16 protein-coding genes are annotated in these 17,569 nt (G+C 68.2%); 8 read left to right on the top strand and 8 right to left on the bottom strand.

Annotation, left to right across the window (positions count from 1 at the left end; all coding sequences use genetic code 11):
• The first annotated feature begins 66 nt into the window (after positions 1-66).
• The 6 genes from ASE48_RS12875 (at position 67) to ASE48_RS12850 (ending at position 7,066) form a co-directional block, all read left to right on the top strand.
• On the top strand, positions 67-894 hold the full coding sequence (locus ASE48_RS12875) for an RNase H family protein (RefSeq protein WP_057167482.1): 828 nt from the start codon (positions 67-69) through the stop codon (positions 892-894).
• A 68-nt stretch (positions 895-962) separates the two neighbouring features.
• Complete coding sequence (locus ASE48_RS12870) at positions 963-1,427, top strand: hypothetical protein (RefSeq protein ID WP_057167481.1); 465 nt, start codon at positions 963-965, stop codon at positions 1,425-1,427.
• A gap of 322 nt (positions 1,428-1,749) precedes the next feature.
• The gene (locus ASE48_RS12865; protein WP_057167480.1) at positions 1,750-2,766 is read left to right on the top strand and encodes a DUF7159 family protein; all 1,017 of its coding nucleotides are present in this window, start codon (positions 1,750-1,752) and stop codon (positions 2,764-2,766) included.
• A gap of 49 nt (positions 2,767-2,815) precedes the next feature.
• A complete protein-coding gene (locus ASE48_RS12860) occupies positions 2,816-3,433 on the top strand; it encodes a hypothetical protein (protein WP_057167479.1) in 618 nt (205 codons plus the stop codon).
• A complete protein-coding gene (locus tag ASE48_RS12855; protein ID WP_057167478.1) occupies positions 3,433-6,546 on the top strand; it encodes a helicase HerA domain-containing protein in 3,114 nt (1,037 codons plus the stop codon). The genes ASE48_RS12860 and ASE48_RS12855 overlap by 1 nt, the downstream gene beginning before the upstream one ends.
• A 19-nt stretch (positions 6,547-6,565) precedes the next feature.
• Positions 6,566-7,066 carry an O-acetyl-ADP-ribose deacetylase gene (locus ASE48_RS12850; RefSeq protein ID WP_057167477.1) on the top strand — a complete coding sequence of 167 codons (501 nt, stop codon included), beginning with the start codon at positions 6,566-6,568 and terminating at the stop codon, positions 7,064-7,066.
• On the opposite strand, the gene ASE48_RS12845 is transcribed toward ASE48_RS12850, so the two are convergent.
• On the bottom strand, positions 7,063-8,466 hold the full coding sequence (locus ASE48_RS12845) for a wax ester/triacylglycerol synthase domain-containing protein (protein WP_057167476.1): 1,404 nt from the start codon (positions 8,464-8,466) through the stop codon (positions 7,063-7,065). The genes ASE48_RS12850 and ASE48_RS12845 overlap by 4 nt on opposite strands.
• On the bottom strand, positions 8,463-9,458 hold the full coding sequence (locus ASE48_RS12840) for a Rieske 2Fe-2S domain-containing protein (protein WP_162264218.1): 996 nt from the start codon (positions 9,456-9,458) through the stop codon (positions 8,463-8,465). The genes ASE48_RS12845 and ASE48_RS12840 overlap by 4 nt, the downstream gene beginning before the upstream one ends.
• 307 nt (positions 9,459-9,765) lie before the next feature.
• Here ASE48_RS12840 and ASE48_RS12835 point away from each other — a divergent pair, with 307 nt between their 5' ends.
• Positions 9,766-10,731: a mechanosensitive ion channel family protein gene (locus tag ASE48_RS12835; RefSeq protein WP_057167474.1), complete on the top strand. Its 966-nt coding sequence runs from the start codon at positions 9,766-9,768 to the stop codon at positions 10,729-10,731.
• A gap of 2 nt (positions 10,732-10,733) precedes the next feature.
• Here ASE48_RS12835 and ASE48_RS12830 read toward each other — a convergent pair whose 3' ends face one another.
• From ASE48_RS12830 to ASE48_RS12815, 4 genes are read right to left on the bottom strand one after another with little or no spacing between them, the layout of a single operon-like run.
• Positions 10,734-11,138 carry a VOC family protein gene (locus ASE48_RS12830; protein ID WP_057167473.1) on the bottom strand — a complete coding sequence of 135 codons (405 nt, stop codon included), beginning with the start codon at positions 11,136-11,138 and terminating at the stop codon, positions 10,734-10,736.
• Positions 11,139-11,147: 9 nt separating this feature from the next.
• Positions 11,148-13,229 carry a xanthine dehydrogenase family protein molybdopterin-binding subunit gene (locus ASE48_RS12825; protein WP_057167745.1) on the bottom strand — a complete coding sequence of 694 codons (2,082 nt, stop codon included), beginning with the start codon at positions 13,227-13,229 and terminating at the stop codon, positions 11,148-11,150.
• On the bottom strand, positions 13,229-14,191 hold the full coding sequence (locus ASE48_RS12820; protein WP_057167472.1) for an FAD binding domain-containing protein: 963 nt from the start codon (positions 14,189-14,191) through the stop codon (positions 13,229-13,231). Before ASE48_RS12820 ends, ASE48_RS12825 begins: the two co-directional genes overlap by 1 nt.
• Positions 14,188-14,703, bottom strand: a complete 516-nt coding sequence (locus ASE48_RS12815; protein ID WP_057167471.1) for a 2Fe-2S iron-sulfur cluster-binding protein — start codon at positions 14,701-14,703, stop codon at positions 14,188-14,190. The genes ASE48_RS12820 and ASE48_RS12815 overlap by 4 nt, the downstream gene beginning before the upstream one ends.
• A 165-nt stretch (positions 14,704-14,868) precedes the next feature.
• On the opposite strand from ASE48_RS12815, the gene ASE48_RS12810 reads away from it, so the two are divergent.
• Complete coding sequence (locus tag ASE48_RS12810; protein ID WP_082614149.1) at positions 14,869-16,122, top strand: L,D-transpeptidase; 1,254 nt, start codon at positions 14,869-14,871, stop codon at positions 16,120-16,122.
• Between the two features lie 4 nt (positions 16,123-16,126).
• On the opposite strand, the gene ASE48_RS12805 is transcribed toward ASE48_RS12810, so the two are convergent.
• Together ASE48_RS12805 and ASE48_RS12800 are read right to left on the bottom strand one after the other, a co-directional pair.
• Positions 16,127-16,621, bottom strand: a complete 495-nt coding sequence (locus ASE48_RS12805; RefSeq protein WP_057167470.1) for a DUF302 domain-containing protein — start codon at positions 16,619-16,621, stop codon at positions 16,127-16,129.
• Complete coding sequence (locus tag ASE48_RS12800; RefSeq protein ID WP_057167469.1) at positions 16,614-17,543, bottom strand: nitrilase-related carbon-nitrogen hydrolase; 930 nt, start codon at positions 17,541-17,543, stop codon at positions 16,614-16,616. Before ASE48_RS12800 ends, ASE48_RS12805 begins: the two co-directional genes overlap by 8 nt.
• Positions 17,544-17,569: the final 26 nt, after the last annotated feature.

Genomic DNA, 17,569 nt, shown 5'->3' with positions numbered 1-17,569 from the left:
AACCGGTCGACCTCGCCTTCGCCCGCCCGCGCCCCCCCCGAGACGATCGCAATCGCCGTCGCCGCAGTGGACTTCGGCTACCGCTACGCCGCGATCGGGGAGTTGAAGACCTGGTCTGGGTTCATCGCCGTGCCCACCAAGGAGGCCGCGCTGCTGGAGGCCATCGCCCGCATCCGCGCCGAGCACGGGAAGCACCTGCGGATGCGGTTTCTGGTGAACCTCAAAGGGAGCAGCCCGCTGTGGCGGCAGCCCCACCAGATCCATTGGTGGATCGAACGTCCCGACACCTCGGAACAGCCGTTGGTGGACGCCGCGGTGGAACGACTGCGACACAGCCCGTCCGCGCCGGTGGTGTCGCTTCCGGTGGATCGGGAACCGATGACGGTCGCCACCGACGGCTCGGTGCGCGGTAAGCACGCCGGCTTCGCGTGGTTGTCCTGCACCGGGCATTACGGCATGGCGGGATACCGCTCATCGCTCACCACGGTGGGTAGGCAACCGGTCCTGGTTTCCGAGCTTCTTGCGATCGGTGACGCCGTGTGTGAACTGACACGCCGAAGGCTGTCGATCGTGTCCGACAGCCAGGACGCCGTCGCCATGGTGGACCGCTGGAAGGGCGGCGATACCACCGTGCCGGTCGAGTACCCGGCGGATGGTCCGCTGCAGGCCGCCCGACGCCAGATCCATGTCGATCGGGAACGGATCGACGTGCGCTGGGCACCCGGCCACTCTGGCGAACCGCTGAACGAGGGTGCCGATGCCTTGGCGCGTCTGGCGTCACGGCATCAGCGCGGCGACCAGGACTTGCACTTTGACGAATACCGTCGCCGGGCGGCCGGGATCGCCGACGGGTTCGCCGCAGAATTCCGGCGCAGTTCGGTGGTGTCTGCATAACGCCGGAACTCGCAGAAGTTTGCTGCGACGAGTGATCTCAATCGTGTCTGGGGTTGAGCCTGTTCGCTATGCTCTCGACGTCGAGAAAGGCGAGGGTCGGGATGCTTTCTGCGCGCGAGAAGCTCCTTGTCGAAGGCCAGTACGACTGGGTGAAGCTTTGGGACGCGCACCGCCATGTCGCCTTCGAGAATGTGTCGGATCCGCTCGCAGAGGTCCAACGCAAGACGTTGGCGCTTGTGGCTGCGCTGATCCGCGATGGCTTGGCCGAACCGGGTGACCTGCGTTATCACGGCGCACATTTCGAGCCGTGGACGTCTGACTTGGCTGAGTCTATCGAGCGCTTATCCGCAGACTACATCGACACATTTGCCGACCGCGCGGGCTGGCCGTGGACGCTGTGGCTTCGAATCACGGACGAAGGCAAGCGGATTGGCGCAACCCATGAGGCCGAATATCGGCGCTGGTCTGAAGCGCTTCACGAGCAGGGCGCCGATGAGCAGGCGTTACCGCTGAAGTTCGAACCGGGTGCATGACCGAGAGCGTTTCATCGCCTTCAGGCATGGAGGTTTTCCTCGCGAAAGCCGGTTAGACGGTCGTGCGAACAATCACCACTCAAACTGCTGTACATCCGATCGGAGCTGGTGTCGTGATCGATTCCGGACGAAAAGTGTGTCAACCCGATCGCTCCCAGCATCAAGTTGTCGCTCATTTGTCGCTCATAGGTGGGCACCGGCGGACCCGTCTTTTTCGCGGCAACGCGGGTGACCAGTGTGACCCCGCAACAACTCACCGGGATACTTCGCGACGCACCCGGGTAACCTCAACCCCAATGGACGACGGATCAGGGGGACCCCAATGAGCCTCGTACTGGGCCTTTCGGTGACTTCAAAGGACATCCACGGCGAGCTGGTCGACGGCGCCACCGGCGAGGGCCAGCCGATCGACCGCGCCGTCGTGGACGCCGACCACATCGAAGACTTTCTGGCCGAGCTTCCGGCCGACGCCGACCTGCGCGCCGTGGGCATCACCTGGTCACACGACGCCGAATCCGAGGCCGTCAAGGTCCGCGAGGCCCTCGACGCCTACGCCGGCGGTGCACCCGTCGTCGCCGTCCGCGATGTCGAGGCCACCGCAGCCCTGGCCCGCGGTATCGCCGACATCGCCGGACAGGACTTCCTGGTCGTCTGTGTCGTGGAACCCGACGGGGCCGTCGTCGCCACCGTCGACGGATTCGAGATCCACGTCGAGCACATCGACCACGAAGACGCCGCCACCCTCAACGACCGGGTCCGCGCCATCGTGCGCGCCGCCCGCCCCAGCCCCGACGCCGTCTACATCCTGGGCTCGCAGGACCCCGACGACCTCGTCGCCGCCGTCGCCGAGGAAACCGACCGCCCGGTCATCACCGCCACGGAAGCCGACTTCGCGCTCACCCGCGGCGCCGCCCTGGCCTCCGCGCTCGCTGCCAACACGCCCGAAGCCCCCGAGACCAAGAAACGCATCACCCGGGTCGGCGCGCTCGCCGTCGCGGCGGGCTCCGCGGCCGTCGTCTTCGTCGTCTCGCTGTCGGTCGCGCTGACCGCCCCGGAGGCACCCGAACCGCCGCCACGCCCGGTGGCCGCTGTGGAAGCCACCCCGCCGCCCGCGCCGCTCATCCAGGCACCGCCGCGCGCGTCCCGGGAGATGGCTAGGACCCTCAACATCGCCCCAGCCGCCCCGGCGCCACCACCACCGCCGGCCGCGGCGCCCGCACCGCTGCCGCCCCCGGCCGCCGCCCCCGCCCCGCTGCAACCGTCGGTGCCCGCGGTGCAGGAGCCGCGGCTGCGTGACCGCATCCTGGACCGCATCCCGATCATCGGCCGCTTCAACTGACCACCCGCTCGCTCTGACGCGCCACGCACATCCCGCTACGTTGTAAGCCGTGAGTGTCACCCCGGCAGACCTGACCGGCACCGAGCGCGCTGTGCTGCTGGTCCTGATGGCCGAATCCCGCCCGGTGCCCAACCCCGAACTGATCGCGCTCGGCCCCCGGCTGGAGAAAACCGGTCGCGACAAGCTCAATAGCCTCGGACTGATCGAATCCGACCGCACCGGTGGCCGTTTCGTGCACGAGCTCACCGACCGCGGCTGGCGGGTGTGCCGCGACATCCTGAGCGCCGGCCCGCCCGCAGGCGCCACCGGGCCCGCCAAGACCCTGGCCACCGTCCTCAACGGCTTCCAGCGCTACCTGCAGCGCGCGGACCTGAGCCTGGCCGACGTCTTCTGGCCCGACACGCCGAGCCGCCCCGCCGACCGGATACGCGACGCCTACACCGCGCTCACCGCCCGCCCCGGCGCCTGGGTCGCGCTGACGACACTGCGCGGACACCTCGATGACCTGCCCCGCACCGACATCGACGACGCGCTCGGCGAGCTGTACCGCACCGGCGCCATCAGCCTCATTCCCGAGGAAAACCAGAAGGTCCTCACCCCGGCAGACCGCGCCGCCGCGCTGGAAGTCGGCAATCAGGCCAAGCATCTGATTAGCATCGAGAGCTAATGCAGGATGCACATCGCGACGCGCTCGCCGCGCTTCGCCTCACCTGGGCGCCCACCAGTGACGATCTGTGGCGCCCGCAGGCCACCCACGTGGACGGCCTCAACGAGCGCGCCATCGAGGACGTCATGGACGCGTTCGGCGACGCGCTGCGCGACCCCGACACAGCCCCGCTGGGCGTCGCGATCCGCGGGCAGGCCGGCTCGGGCAAGACCCACCTGCTCGGCCAGATCCGCGAACGCGTCCAGGAAAGCGGCGGGTTCTTCTTCGTCGTCGAACTGCTCGACGCCGCCAGCTTCTGGGAATCGGTGCGCAGCGGCGTCCTGGAAAGCCTCGGCCGCCCCGGCGAGAACCGCGAGACCCAGCTCAAGGACCTGCTGTGGGAGCTGTCCTCCATCGCGCACGTCTCCCGCGCCGACCGCCGCGCCATCATCGGCGACGAAGACCTTGAACCCGAGGTGCTCGACGACTTCGTCAACACCCTGGCCAAGGCGCGCCCCGACGTTCGCGACTGCCACCAGACCCTGCGCGCCCTGGTGTTGTTGGCCGCCAACGATCTTGGCGCCCGCGATATCGGTGACGCCTACCTGCAGGCCAGCGAGGAAGTCGGCGCCGAAGACCGTCAGGCCTGGCGGCTGCGCGGCACCAGCCCGTCCGCGCAGCAGTGCGTGCGCGATATCGCCCGGCTGACCGCACTCGCCGGACCCGCGGTGCTGGCGCTGGACCAGATCGACACCCTGCTCGCGCAGACCTCGACGCGCACCGACGAGGCCGGACCCGACGCCGACGGCGTGCTCGAGCAGGTCGCCCACGGGCTGATGTCGCTGCGCCAGTCCATGCGGCGCACCGTCGCGGTGGTGGCCTGCCTGCCCTCGGCGTGGGAACGCATCCGCGACCGCGCCACCGCGAGTGTGTCCGACCGGTTCCGGGTCACCGCACCGCTGGCGCCGCTGCCCAGCGCCGATATCGGCCGCGCCATCCTGGAACGCCGGTTCGCCGCCAGCTACGCCTCGGTCGGGTTCACGCCGCCGTATCCGAGCTGGCCGATCCTGCCCGCGGCCTTCGACGGGGCCGCCGGGCACACGCCGCGCCAGCTGCTGATCCGCGCCGACAAACACGTCCGCGACTGCCTGCTGCGCCGCGAGGTCATCGAGATCTCCCGCTTCGGGGCGGTCCCCAAACCGTCGGATCCGAAGCCCGACAACGAAGTACCGGTCGACCACGATATCGACCGCCGCTTCGCCGAATACCGCAGCCGCGCGGTCACCGCCGCCGCCCTGGACCCGGACGGCGAGGACACCGCGGTACCCGCGCTGCTCAACGCCGCGCTGACGGCGTGGATCGTCGAACACGGCGATGACCAGTCCTACAAATGCGACCCGCCGCCCGGCTCGCACGTGGTGCTGCACGCCCGGCTACGCCAGACCATCGACTCGGCCACCGACGACGAACGGCACTGGGCGTTCCGCGCGGTCGGCGCCACCAACGCCGTCGCCGCCCAGAACCGCATCAAGAAGACCTACGCCGCAACGGGTCTGGGCTCCGGATCGGACCGGCGCGGACTGTTCCTGCTGCGCAACCATCCCTGGCCGAGCGGACCCAAGACGCAGAACCTGATCGACGAGGTCAAGGCCGCCGGTGGGCGCACCCTGGCGTTGTCGGACAACGACATCCGCACCATGGCCGCGCTGCGCGACCTGATCGCCGAGGACGTGCACGGCTTGACGGACTGGCTGCGCGAACGCCGGCCCGCCCACGGCATCGTGCTGCTGCAGGAGGCGCTGGAATTCGAGGCGCCCGCCGCCGCGGTCACTGAGCAGCCGGTGCCGGAGCCCGAAGCGGAGCCGTTGCCGGAAACCCAGGTGTCCGACACCCAGATCCCGCTCGGCATCGACCTGCACACCGACGAGACCGTCGCGGTCGATCTGGCGTTGCTGCGCAAGCACATTGCCATCTTCGCCGGCTCAGGATCGGGCAAGACAGTGCTGATCCGCCGCCTGGTCGAGGAATGCGCGCTGCGCGGGGTGTCCTCGATCGTGCTCGACCCCAACAACGACCTGTCCCGCCTCGGCAGTGCCTGGCCGGAGCTGCCCAGTGGGTGGCGGCGCTCCGACGATGCCCGCGCCCAGGATTATCTGCACAACACCGAGGTCGTCATCTGGACCCCGCGCCGCTCCAACGGCCGCCCGCTGGCATTCCAGCCGCTGCCCGACTTCCCGAGCGTCGTCGATGACCGCGACGAGTACAACGACGCCGTCGAATCGGCCTGCGCCGCCCTGGAACCCCGCGCGCTGATCGCCGGGCAGACGCAGAAGGCCAACCGGTCCCGCGCGGTGCTGCGGGAAGCGTTGCAGCAGTACGGCCGTCAACCCGCGCCGACGCTGGACGGGTTCATCGACATGCTCGCCGACCTGCCCGACGATGTCAGCAACCTGGCCGACGGCCGTCGTATCGCCGCCGATATGGCCCAGGACCTGCGCGCCGCGATGGTCAACGACCCCATGTTCGGCGGCGCCGGACAGCCCGTCGACCCCGGCGTGCTGCTCACCCCCTCCGACGGCAAACGCGCCCGGGTGTCGGTGATCAGCATGATCGGCCTGCAATCCGACGAGCAACGCCAGGGCTTCGTCAACCAGCTGCAGATGGCGTTGTTTGCCTGGATCAAACGCAACCCGGCGGGGGACCGGCCGCTGGGCGGGCTGCTGGTGATGGACGAGGCGCAGACCCTCGCGCCGTCGCGCGGCACCACGGCCAGCACCCGCAGCACGCTGGCGTTGGCCTCGCAGGCCCGCAAGTACGGCCTGGGCCTGGTGTTCGCCACCCAGTCCCCGAAGGGCCTGCACAACCAGATCCCGGGCAACGCGACCACCCAGTTCTACGGGCTGCTGAACTCGCCGGTGCAGATCGGCACCGCCGAGGAAATGGCCAGGGCCAAGGGCGGATTGGTGCCCGACATCAGCCGCCTGCGGGCCGGGAACTTCTACGTCGCCACCGAGGGGGAGGCATTCCACCGCGTCGTCGCGCCGTGGTGCCTGTCCTATCACGCGCCCAGCCCACCGTCGGCCGAGGAAGTGCTGGCGTTGGCGCAGGCGGAGACACCGCAGCCCGTCGCGTAGCGAAGCGCATACTGACACCATGCCGAACATCACCGCCGTACACGGCGACATCACCCGGCAGAACGTGGACGCCATCGTCAACGCCGCCAACAACGCCATGCGCGGCGGCGGAGGCGTCGACGGTGCCATCCACCGCGCCGGTGGCCCCGACGTCCTGCAGGACTGCATCAGACGCTTCCCCGACGGTCTGGCCACCGGGGACGCCGGCTGGACCACCGCGGGCAACCTGCCCGCCCGCTGGGTCATCCACACCGTCGGACCCAACTACTCCGCAGGTCAACGCGACCGAAAGCTACTGGAATCCTGCTATAGCCGGTCCCTGCAGGTCGCCGACGAACTCGGAGCCACCACAATCGCTTTCCCACTGATCAGCGCCGGAATCTACGGCTGGCCCAAGGACGACGCCATCGCCGCGGCCATCGACACCATCGCTGCCGCGGATACCCGTGTCGAAGAGGTCAGGCTGGTGGCTTTCGACGCCGCGACCTACGAGGCGGTGCGTGCGCGGCTCGACGGTTAGCGCGTCGACGCCACCAGCCGCGCCAGCTCGGCCTCGATCCCGGCGGTGATGGCGGCCGCATCGGCGACATGGCGGGAATCCGCCGTCACCGACAGGCACAGATTGTCATCCCAGGACATCGCGATCACACTGGGACCCATCCCGTGATAGAGCGGGCCGGCCGGGAAGAACTGCAACGCGGGCAGATTCATGAACACCGGATTGTCCACGGCGATACCGCTGGCATTGGACACGATCACGTTGCACGGCCACGAGATCCGCTCGGCCAGGCCGAACCGCTCGATGGCGCGGAACAACAGGTTGACCGCGCGCCCGGGCGCGTACTCGTTCCACTGCCGGAACAGGTTGACCCCGCGCTGTTCCTGCACCGCCTTCACCGCGCGGGCATGCTCGGCGATGGCCAGCAGGCGCTGCACCGGGTCGCCGATGGTGGTGTTGAGGTTGACCCGCAGCACGGTGGTGGTGCCGACCCCGTCGGTGATGTAATCCGACTGGTCCGCGGCGCGCATGGCGTAGGGGACCGCCGCGACCAGGGGAGCCGTCGGGCGTTCCCCGCGGCGGGTCAGTACTTCACTCAGCGCCGCACCCACGCAGGCGAGCAGGATGTGGTTGACGGTCACCGCATGCGTCTTGGCCACGGCCTGCAGGTCGTCCATCGGCAGCGCCGCCGCGGCGGCCGTCGATGTTCCCGACAGTGAGCAGTTCAGCGAGGTTCTGGGCGCCTTGACCTCCAGCTGCCGGGCCGCCCACTTGCTGCGTGTCACCCGCGCCGAAGTGGCCAGCAGCTTCGGCATCCGCCGCAGCCGTCGGCCCTTGCGCTGCAGGGCATCCCGCACGATCGCCGACGGGTGCGCCGGGAACGACGAGGACAGCGCGACGGTCTTCGCGGGCTTGCCGGACAGGTCGCCGGGCGTCATCAGGCAGCCGACGACCTCCATCGCCGAATCGCCGTCGACGAGCAGATGGTGGATCACCGAGATCAGATAGGCGTGATCGCTGTCGCCGTCCTCGATCACGTAGATGTGCCACAACGGTTCCCGGCGATCCAGGTGCGTCGCCCGGACCTGCGCCAGCGCCCTGGCCGCACCCACCGCGCCGCCGGGTGCGGGCATCGGCAGCGCGGTGACATGTGCGGATACATCGACCTCGGGGCGGGTGACCAGCATCGGCCGGTCCGGGTTGAACCACGGATCGAACAGCACCTTGCGGTAGGCCGGCATCAGATGAATCCGGCCGGCCAGCAATGACACCACGTGCTCGCGCAGATTGCCCGGCACCGAACTGCGGTCCACCAGGACCAGGGACATGCCATTGCCGACCTGCAGCGCGGTCTCCTGGTACAGCTGCCAGGCATCCATTCCGCTGACCCGTTCGGCGCGGTCCGTCGCGAGGCCGCTCATGCGGCGTAGAACTGTCGCACCCAGTGCCGATACTTGCCGATCGGCCCGTCACCGGGTGTCAGCTTCGGGTGTTCGAGATAAACCTTGTCATCCCAGATGAGTTGGTCGCGCTGCACCTCGTAGGCGACGACCTGCAGCACGATCCAGCCGATCAGCTTCTCGATCGGGGACGCCAGCGCACGCAGCACCGTGTTGCGGAAACGTCTCTTGGCGCTGATGCCGATGTAGATGTCGACGTGGCGTTCGGCAACCGGGGTGGGCAGTACCATCTGGCGCACGTTCAAACCGCCCTGAATGGCGATCTCGACCAGGGAGAAGCCGAGGCCCACCAGCACCGATTCGAAGTGGAAGCTGATCCCGCCGATCAGCGGGACGGGTTTGGTGCCGCCGTATTCGGTGTAGATACGGGGCCCGTCGATCTCCATCGGCTTGGGTACCACGAAGTCGCGGAACTTGTGGATCGTCGCGAAATGCGCGTGGTCCAGCCCATTTTCGTTGACTTCCTGCGGGTGGGTCTTGAACTGCAGCTTCTTGGTGACGATCGGATGCCAGCCCGGATCGGACTCGGGCAGATCCAGGTCGAACGCCGGTTCCGCTCCGGGCGGGCCGTGATACACCATGATCATGCCCAGGTGATTGCGCACCGGCAGGGTCTTCAGCCGTGCGCCCCGCGGCGGTTCACCGGTCGGGGTGGAGATGCAGGCACCCGACGGCGCGAACCTGAACTCGTGGAACGGGCAGACCACGGTTTCGCCGGCGACCCAGCCGCGCTTGCCGATATGGGCGCCCAGGTGCGGGCAGTACGGTTCGGCCGCCGCGAGGGCGCCCGAGTCGGTGCGGAAGATGATGATCTCGCCGTCCAGGAAACGGCGGGTCAGCACCGTGCCGGGGGTGAGCTCATGGGCGAACGCCACCGCGTACCAGCTGTACGGAAAGGGCGGGAACGCGTCCCCGGCCCGGCTCAAACTGGTCGACTCCGTTGCTGAGGTCATCAATGCCCTTTCACCATTCGGAAGGGCTGCCGCAGCATGGATGTCCGTGACGCAGCGCCAGAGGTGCAACCCCCGAAAACCCCCAGCGCACCGGTACTTTTCGCGCACGTTCATGATGTAACTAGAACGTGTTCTAGTTGTGAAGTAGATCATTGCCACTACGCGGTACGCAAGGCGAAGGCCTTTTCTCATGCGGCGTGCGTGGCTGGTGTGAGCAGTGAGAACGCCCCCGCGTCCGCCGACGGCACCGCACCGATGGGCTGAAGGCCCGGATTGACCCCCCGTTTATTCGGGTACGGGCCAAGACATGGATGTGTACAACGTTGCTTTCGAATGGACCGACACCAATAAACACTGGCTGGTGGAAGTGCCCATCAGAGTCACCGCGTACCTGATCATCGCCCTGATCGCCCGCTACCTGATCCACCGCGCCATCGACCGCGCCACCACCGGCCGCAACCCGAAGATCGTCGCCGAAGCCCAGCCCGATGCCGGTGAATCCTCATCGAAGAAGCCACCGCTGCTGCGCAATCTGCGGGAGCGCTCCGGTTCGGCGAATGCCGCCAAGGTGGCCGCGCGGCGCCAGCAGCGCGCGCAGACCATCGGCTCGGTGCTGAAATCGACCGTCTCGATCGTGCTGTTGGTGTGGGTAGTGCTGACCATCCTCAACGTGTTCGGGGTGAACATCGCGCCGTTCATCGCCTCGGCCGGTGTGGTCGGCCTGGCCATCGGTTTCGGTGCGCAGAACCTGGTGCGTGACTTCGTGACCGGTGTGTTCATGCTGCTGGAAGACCAGTACGGGGTCGGCGACACCGTCGACCTGGGCGAGGCCACCGGTGAGGTGGAATCCGTCGGCCTGCGCATCACCACCGTGCGCGATATCGACGGCACGCTCTGGTACGTCCGCAACGGCGAGATCGCCCGCGTCGGCAACATGAGCCAGGACTACGCCGTCGCCCGCATCGAGGTGCCCGTCGCGCTGAACGCGGACATGCACGAAGCCGAAAAAGTAGCGCTGGAAGCCGCCCGGGAAGCCATCAAAGACGAGGCCATCGCCGCCAAAGTGATCGGCGAGCCGGAGATGCTCGGCGTGCAGACGATGTCCTCGGACCAGGTGACGCTGCGGCTCACCCTGAAGACCAAGCCGAACGCGCAGTGGTCGGTGCAGCGCCGGTTGCGTCGCGAGATCCTGCGGGCCTACGACGAGAACGGCATCGACCTGCCCTACCCGCAGCTGCGGGCGCCCGTCGCGGTGGGCGCCGAGAGCGAGTAGCCCTACTTCGCGACGAGGACCTCGCCCTCCAGCCCATCCGGGGACCGGAAGAACACGCTGAGCATGGAGCCGAAGTCGTTCACGGTGCCGTCGCTGGCGTCGTGTTCGACCAATCGGTCCACGATGGCGTCGAACGCCTCGCGGGACGCGGCCTGCAGACCGAAATGGTCCAGCCGGCCGCGTCCCCACATCGGGGTCTGACGGTCCGGCTCGGCATTGCCCGCGATGGTGAACACATTCAACGCGGTGTGCGGGCCGATCTGGATGTTGGTCATCGTCTCGTCGCCGTTCTCGCCGTGCGGGTTGGTCGGCCCGATGTCGGCGTCGAACACGCTGGCGTAGAACGCTTTGAGACGGTCGATGTCCTTGGTGATGACCGCGACGTGATTGATCCCGTCGACCAACATGGCTGCTCCCTAGATCAAGGCGTCGCAGGTGATGGGCAGATCGCGCACCCGCACCCCGGTGGCGTGGAAGACCGCGTTGGCCACTGCCGCGGCGGAGCCGACGATGCCGATCTCTCCGGCGCCGCGCGACCCCATCGGATTGGCGTGCTCATCGACATCATCCAGCGCGATGGCCTCGATCGCCGGAACGTCGGCGTGCGAACTGATGTGGTAGCTCGCGAAGTCGCGGGTGACGATGTGCCCGAAGCGCGGATCACGCACACTGTCCTCATGCAGCGCCATGGACAGCCCCATGGTCATGCCGCCGATCAGCTGTGACCGCAGCGTCGCCGGGTTGATCACCCGGCCCACCGAGAACACCCCCAGCATCCGGGACACGTGTACCTCGCCGGTGAACCGGCTGACCCGCACCTCCACGAAATGCGCACCAAACGAGTACATCCCGTACTTCTCGGCCTCTTCGTTCTCATCGGTGGCGTCGGCGGTGGTGTGCACGCCGACCTCGGGATGATCGCCGTGGTCATGCCGGAACGCGCGGGCCGCCGCGACGATGGCCCGGCCCCAGGATGTGATGCCCGACGAGCCACCCGCCACCGAGGCGCTCGGCAGGGCGGTGTCACCGATCTGCAGTTCGATCGCGGACAGCTCCACGCCCAGCGCGTCGGCGGCGATCTGCGTCAGCGCCGTCCAGGCGCCGGTACCGATGTCGACCGCGCCGATCTGCACGACGTACCGGCCCGGAGCGGGGTGCTCGATGCGGGCGGCGTTGCCGGGCATCAGCATCGCCGGATACACCGCGGACGCGACGCCGGAGCCGATCAACCACTCGCCCTCGCAACGGTTCCCGGGCTTGGGGTCGCGGTCGGCCCAGCCGAACTGCTCGGCCCCGGTCTGCAGGCACTCGATGAGCCTGCGGTTGGACCACGGGTTGCCGGTCTCCGGATCGACGGGCGGCTCGTTGCGGATCCGCAACTCGATGGGGTCGATATCGCAGGCCACGGCAAGCTCGTCCATCGCGACCTCGAGGGCGAACATGCCGGGGCACTCGCCGGGAGCGCGCATCCAGAACGGCACCGGCACATCCAGCGGCGCGAGCTTGTGCGAGGTCTTGCGGTTCGGCGCGGCGTACATCATCCGCGTCGGGGTCGCGGTCTGCTCGGCGTACTCCTTGACCGTCGCGGTCTGCTCGATCGCGTCATGGCTGATGGCGGTCAGGCTGCCGTCGGGCAGCGCGCCCAGACGCAGATGCTGGATGGTCGGGGTGCGGTAGCCGACGACGTCGAACATCTGCTGGCGGGTCAGCGCGAGTTTCACGTGCCGGCCCGGAAGTCGTTGCGCCGCCATCACGGCCAGCACATTGTGCGAATGGGGGGCGCCCTTGGAGCCGAACCCGCCGCCGACGTTCTTGGCGATCACCCGCACCTTCTCGGGTTCCAGGCCGAACGCCGTGGCGATCTCCTTCAGCGCGGCGTGCACACCCTGGGTGGAATCCCACAAGGTCAGCTCGTCGTTGTCCCACAACGCGATACAGGCGTGCGGTTCCATCGGGTTGTTGTGCTCATGCGGGGTGGTGTAGGTGTTGTCGATGACGACGGCCGCCTCGCGCAGCGCGGCCTCTACATCGCCCTGCGCGGTCTCGGCCGGGTAGTCCGGGTTGACCTGCTCGGGGGTGTAGAGCTTCGGGTGATCGGCGGTCAGTTCGGCGTCGACGACGTCTTCGTCGTAGTCGACGCGCACCAGAGATGCGGCGTGCCGGGAAGTTTCGGCGCTGTCGGCGATCACCCCGCCGATCAGCTGGCCGCGGTAGTGCACAGCAGAGTCCTGCAGGACCGCGAGGTCTCCGTTGGAGGCGTCGGCGAGCTTCGGGGCGTCGAACACGGTGAGCACCGCGGTCACACCGTCGACGGCCTCGGCCGCGGAGGTGTCCATCGCGGTGATGCGCCCGTTGGCGATGGTGGCCTGCACCGGATGCAGATAGACCGGGTTCTCGACGCCGAATTCGAACGCGTAGGGCGCGGTGCCGGTGACCTTGGCCGGGCCGTCCAGGCGGGTGACGGTGCTGCCCATCACGCGGTGTTCCAGCGTCGTCATCACTGATGTCCTTCCGTGACGGAGGTCAGGGTGGCCACGATCGCCCGCTTGGTCAGCTCCACCTTGAACTCGTTGCCGTCCAAGGGTTCTGCCTGCTCCAGTTCGGCCTCGGCGGCCCGTTCGAACGTCTCCGCGTCGGCCGATGACCCGATGAGCGCCTGTTCGGCCCCGCCGAGCGCGACCCGGGCCGCGCGGATGGTGCCGTCGTCGATGACCAGTTCGGCGGCCACCGAGGTGAGCGCGAACGCGTAGGAGGCGCGGTCGCGGACCTTGCGGTAGCTGGAGTGCGCACCGGCGGGCGGGGCGGGAATCTCGACCGAGGTGATCAGCGCGCCGGCCGGCAGGTTGGTGTCGCGGTCGGGTGCGTCGCCGGGCAGCCGGTAGAACTCGTCGATCGGCAGGCGGTGGTCCCCGTCGGCATCGACGTAGACGACCTGGGCGTCCAGGGCGGTCATCGCCACCGCCATGTCCGAGGGGTGCGCCGCGACACAGTGCTCGGAGGCGCCGAGGATGGCGTGGTAGCGCACGTAGCCGCCGATGGCGGAGCAACCGGTGCCGGGCTCGCGCTTGTTGCACGGGGTGGTGACGTCCTGGAAGTACACACACCGTGTGCGCTGCAACAGGTTCCCGCCGGTGGTCGCCAGGTTGCGCAGTTGACCGGACGCGCCGGAAAGCAGGGCGCGGGCCAGCACCGGGTAGCTGCCGCGGACCACCGGGTGCGCAGCGAGATCGGCGTTTCGGACATCGGCGCCGATGCGCAGTGATCCGTCGGGCAGCACCTCGATGTCCTGCAGCGGGAAGAGGTGGCCGACGTCGACGAGCAGGGAGGGTTGTGCCACACCGAGTTTCATGTGGTCGACCAGGTTGGTGCCGCCGGCCAGGAACATGGCGTCGGGATGTTCGGCCAGGGTGGTGACGGCGTCCTCGACGCTGGTGGCGCGGTGGTAGTCGAAGGGGATCATCGTGCCGCCGTCTGGATGGCGTCGACGATGTTCGGGTAGGCGGCACAACGACACAGGTTGCCGCTCATGCGTTCCCGGATCTCCTCGTCGGTGAGTTCGGGGGTGGCCTCCAGATCCTCGGTGACGTGGCTGGGCGCGCCGGACTTGACCTCGTCGAGCATGCCGACTGCCGAGCAGATCTGTCCCGGCGTGCAGTACCCGCACTGGAACCCGTCGTGGTCCAGGAAGGCCTGGGCGACGGGGTGCAGCGCATCGTCTTCGCCGAGGCCGGCGGCGGTGACGATCTCCGCGCCATCATGGGCCACCGCCAGCCCGAGGCAGGTGGTGGCGCGGCGGCCGTCGATCAGGACGGTGCACGAGCCGCACTGGCCGTGGTCGCACCCCTTCTTGGGGGCGGTCACGCCGAGGTGCTCACGCAGCAGATCCAGCAGGGTGGTGCGGTTGTCGATGCGCACCGTGCGGTCGGTGCCGTCGACGCGCACGGTGACCTGGGTGAAGTGGGCTGACTCCATGGTCTGGGGTTACCCCGGTGGTCAGCGCCGAAACGCGGACCCCGTTCTTCGAATCGATTCCGATGAGAGTGCGTGCCGTTACCAAGGGCCGCAGCCGGCGGGCTACCATTGGGCCATCGATCGGATTCCCGATCAAACTGGCCCTCGCCGAACCATATTGGAGTTGTGTTGACCGCTGTTCGTCGTGCCTGCCTGGCGATCGTCTTTGCTGTGCTGGCCGTGGCGGGCGGGGTCGTCGTGACGGTGCTACCGGGCTGCACCCAGGGCTGCCAGACGTTGACCGCCACGTCGCAGGACCTGCCGAAGCCCTCACCGATCGAGCCGCCCCGGATCACGATCAACCCGGCGCCGCGGGCCGAGGTGGAGCCGGTGGGCCGGGTATCGGTCACCGCGCAGACCGGCACGCTCGCGGGCGTCACGCTGGTCAACGACGCGGGCACGGAGATCCCGGGCGTGCTCACCGACAACGCCACCAGCTGGAAGCCGGCGGTGCCGCTGGGCTACGGCCGCACGTACACCCTGACGGTGCACGGGCGCGGTCCCGGCGGCATGCCGACCAGAGAGAGTTCGTCGTTCACCACCGTGGACCCCAGCTATCAGGCCCGGGTCTACCTCAACAGCACCGCGTACGCCCCGCTGAAGGAGGGCGCCACCTACGGCGTCGGCATGGTGGTCGTCGCGCGCTTCGACCAGCCCATCACCGACAAGGCCAGTGCCGAACGCCGGATGCGGGTGACCACCGCACCCGAGACCGTCGGCGCCTGGAACTGGATCGACGACCAGACCGCGCACTGGCGCCCGGAGAAGTACTACGCACCCGGCACCAAGGTGACCGTTGACGCCGGCATCTACGGCACCCGACTCGGTGAGGACCTCTACGGCGCGCAGGACGAGAAGGTGTCGTTCACGATCGGCGACTCGCATGTGTCGATCGCGGATGACACCACCAAACAGGTCAGCGTCTATACGAACGGAAAGCTGGTCCGCACCATGCCGACCTCGATGGGCATGGGCGGCTCGGAAACCGTCGGCAACACCACGCTGAGCTTCTGGACGCCGCGCGGGGTCTACACCGTGATGGACAAGGCCAACCCGGTGGTGATGGATTCCTCCACCTACGGTCTGCCGGTCGGTTCACGCCTCGGCTACCGCAACACCATCCCGTTCGCCACCCGCATCAGCATGGACGGCATCTATCTGCATCAGCTCAACGCGACCGTCTGGGCGCAGGGCAACACCAACGTCAGCCACGGTTGCCTGAACCTCAGCGGCGAGAACGCGGAGTGGTTCTACAACTTCTCGACGCCCGGTGACATCGTCGAGGTCCGCAACACCGGCGGTGAGCCGTTGGACCCCGCCAACAACGGTGACTGGAGCGTGCCGTGGGCGCAGTGGCGCCAGGGCAGCGCGCTCAAGTAACGCGTCAGCCGGTCACCGACTCCGCGAGTTCGGCCAGCTTGGCGTCCAGCGCCTGCGCCGCCGCCAGCAGCGGCGGATTCTTCTGCACCACCATCAGTGACGACGGTCGGACGTAGGTCAGGGCGCTGCCGCCGTCCTCGGAGGTGAGCAGCAATTCCACCGGCGCGAACAGCCCGGCGGTCACGTCGTGACGCAGCATGGTGATGGCGATCAGCGGATTGCCGATCACCACCCGCAACACCTGCCGGTCTATCCCGGCCTTCGCGATCCATCCGCCGTGGTCGAACGTCGCGAACAACATGAAGCCGCTCGGCCCGACGTGAGACTGCACCTCACGCTCATAGGAGTCCCAGTCCTCGAACCGCCGGGCGATATCGTCGATCGGCACCGGATGGGACCCGACGGCCGCGTACAGCGCCGACGCCAGGACGTCGACACTCGCGGTGCTCGCGTACCGCAACCGCACTCCGGTGAACGGGATCTCCTGAGGCTCAGACATGCTCGTGCACCTGCGCGCTCGGCGTACGGTCGATGACTAGGCTCAGCAGCTCCGGGCGGCTGTAGTGCCCGCGGGCGTCCATCTTCGATTTGCGTTGGTCGATCAGGGCGAAGTCGAGGTCGGCGATCACCTCACCCTCGCCGGATCGCACTGGTTCACCGAGCAATTCACCCAGTGGCGACACGATCGCGGTGAACGACCCGCCGGAGATCGGACCCAGCGGGGCGCCGGTGTCGGCGACGATCTGGGCCTGCTGATCGGCGTTGAGCCAACCGGTGGCATTGACGACGAAACTGCCCGACTCCAGCGCGTGATTGCGGATGCTGATCTCGGTCTGCTCGGCGAACAGCGGGCCGCCGAACGAGCCGGGGAACATGGCGGAGTGGATCTGCTCGCCGTCGGCGATCAGCGCATACCGGAACAGCGGGTGGTAATGCTCCCAACAGGCCAACTGCCCGATGCGACCGACTGCGCTGTCCACGGCGCGCAGCCCGGAGCCGTCGCCCTGCCCCCAGATCATCCGCTCGTGAAAGGTCGGTGTGAGCTTGCGGCGTCGCTGCAGCAGGGTGCCGTCGGCGTCGAACAGCAGTTGGGTGTTGAACAGGCTGCCGCCGTCGCGCTCGTTGACCCCGATCGACACCACCACACCGGCCTCCCGGGCGGCCTCGGCGAGGGCGTGGGTGGCCGCCGACGGAATGGTCACCGCTTGGTCGAGCAGCCGCAGCTGCTCGGCGGCCATCTCGAAGGGCCGCTGCACGAAGGAGAAGTAGGGGTAGTACGGCACGATGGTCTCCGGGAAGGTGGCGAATTGCACGCCGCGCCGACCGAGCTCGCCGATCTTGGCGACGATCTTCTCGACGGTCCCGTCTCGGCTGTAGAGCACCGGACTGATCTGTACGGCAGCAGCTTTCACGATGGTCATCTGCGGCCACCCTTCACTCGGTGATG

It is taken from the genome of Mycobacterium sp. Root265 (assembly GCF_001428895.1).
GTDB lineage: Bacteria > Actinomycetota > Actinomycetes > Mycobacteriales > Mycobacteriaceae > Mycobacterium.
The sequence above is the reverse complement of the archived record's forward strand: the minus strand, read 5'-3'. Positions and strand labels throughout refer to the sequence as shown.

Bases quoted from the DNA above. Each gene is read 5' to 3' on its own strand.
- ASE48_RS12870 (WP_057167481.1), top strand. From the start codon at position 963: ATGCTCTCGACGTCGAGAAAGGCGAGGGTCGGGATGCTTTCTGCGCGC.
- ASE48_RS12865 (WP_057167480.1), top strand. From the start codon at position 1,750: ATGAGCCTCGTACTGGGCCTTTCGGTGACTTCAAAGGACATCCACGGC.
- ASE48_RS12855 (WP_057167478.1), top strand. From the start codon at position 3,433: ATGCAGGATGCACATCGCGACGCGCTCGCCGCGCTTCGCCTCACCTGG.
- ASE48_RS12850 (WP_057167477.1), top strand. From the start codon at position 6,566: ATGCCGAACATCACCGCCGTACACGGCGACATCACCCGGCAGAACGTG.
- ASE48_RS12845 (WP_057167476.1), bottom strand. From the start codon at position 8,466: ATGAGCGGCCTCGCGACGGACCGCGCCGAACGGGTCAGCGGAATGGAT.
- ASE48_RS12840 (WP_162264218.1), bottom strand. From the start codon at position 9,458: ATGACCTCAGCAACGGAGTCGACCAGTTTGAGCCGGGCCGGGGACGCG.
- ASE48_RS12835 (WP_057167474.1), top strand. From the start codon at position 9,766: ATGGATGTGTACAACGTTGCTTTCGAATGGACCGACACCAATAAACAC.
- ASE48_RS12830 (WP_057167473.1), bottom strand. From the start codon at position 11,138: ATGTTGGTCGACGGGATCAATCACGTCGCGGTCATCACCAAGGACATC.
- ASE48_RS12825 (WP_057167745.1), bottom strand. From the start codon at position 13,229: ATGACGACGCTGGAACACCGCGTGATGGGCAGCACCGTCACCCGCCTG.
- ASE48_RS12820 (WP_057167472.1), bottom strand. From the start codon at position 14,191: ATGATCCCCTTCGACTACCACCGCGCCACCAGCGTCGAGGACGCCGTC.
- ASE48_RS12815 (WP_057167471.1), bottom strand. From the start codon at position 14,703: ATGGAGTCAGCCCACTTCACCCAGGTCACCGTGCGCGTCGACGGCACC.
- ASE48_RS12805 (WP_057167470.1), bottom strand. From the start codon at position 16,621: ATGTCTGAGCCTCAGGAGATCCCGTTCACCGGAGTGCGGTTGCGGTAC.
- ASE48_RS12800 (WP_057167469.1), bottom strand. From the start codon at position 17,543: ATGACCATCGTGAAAGCTGCTGCCGTACAGATCAGTCCGGTGCTCTAC.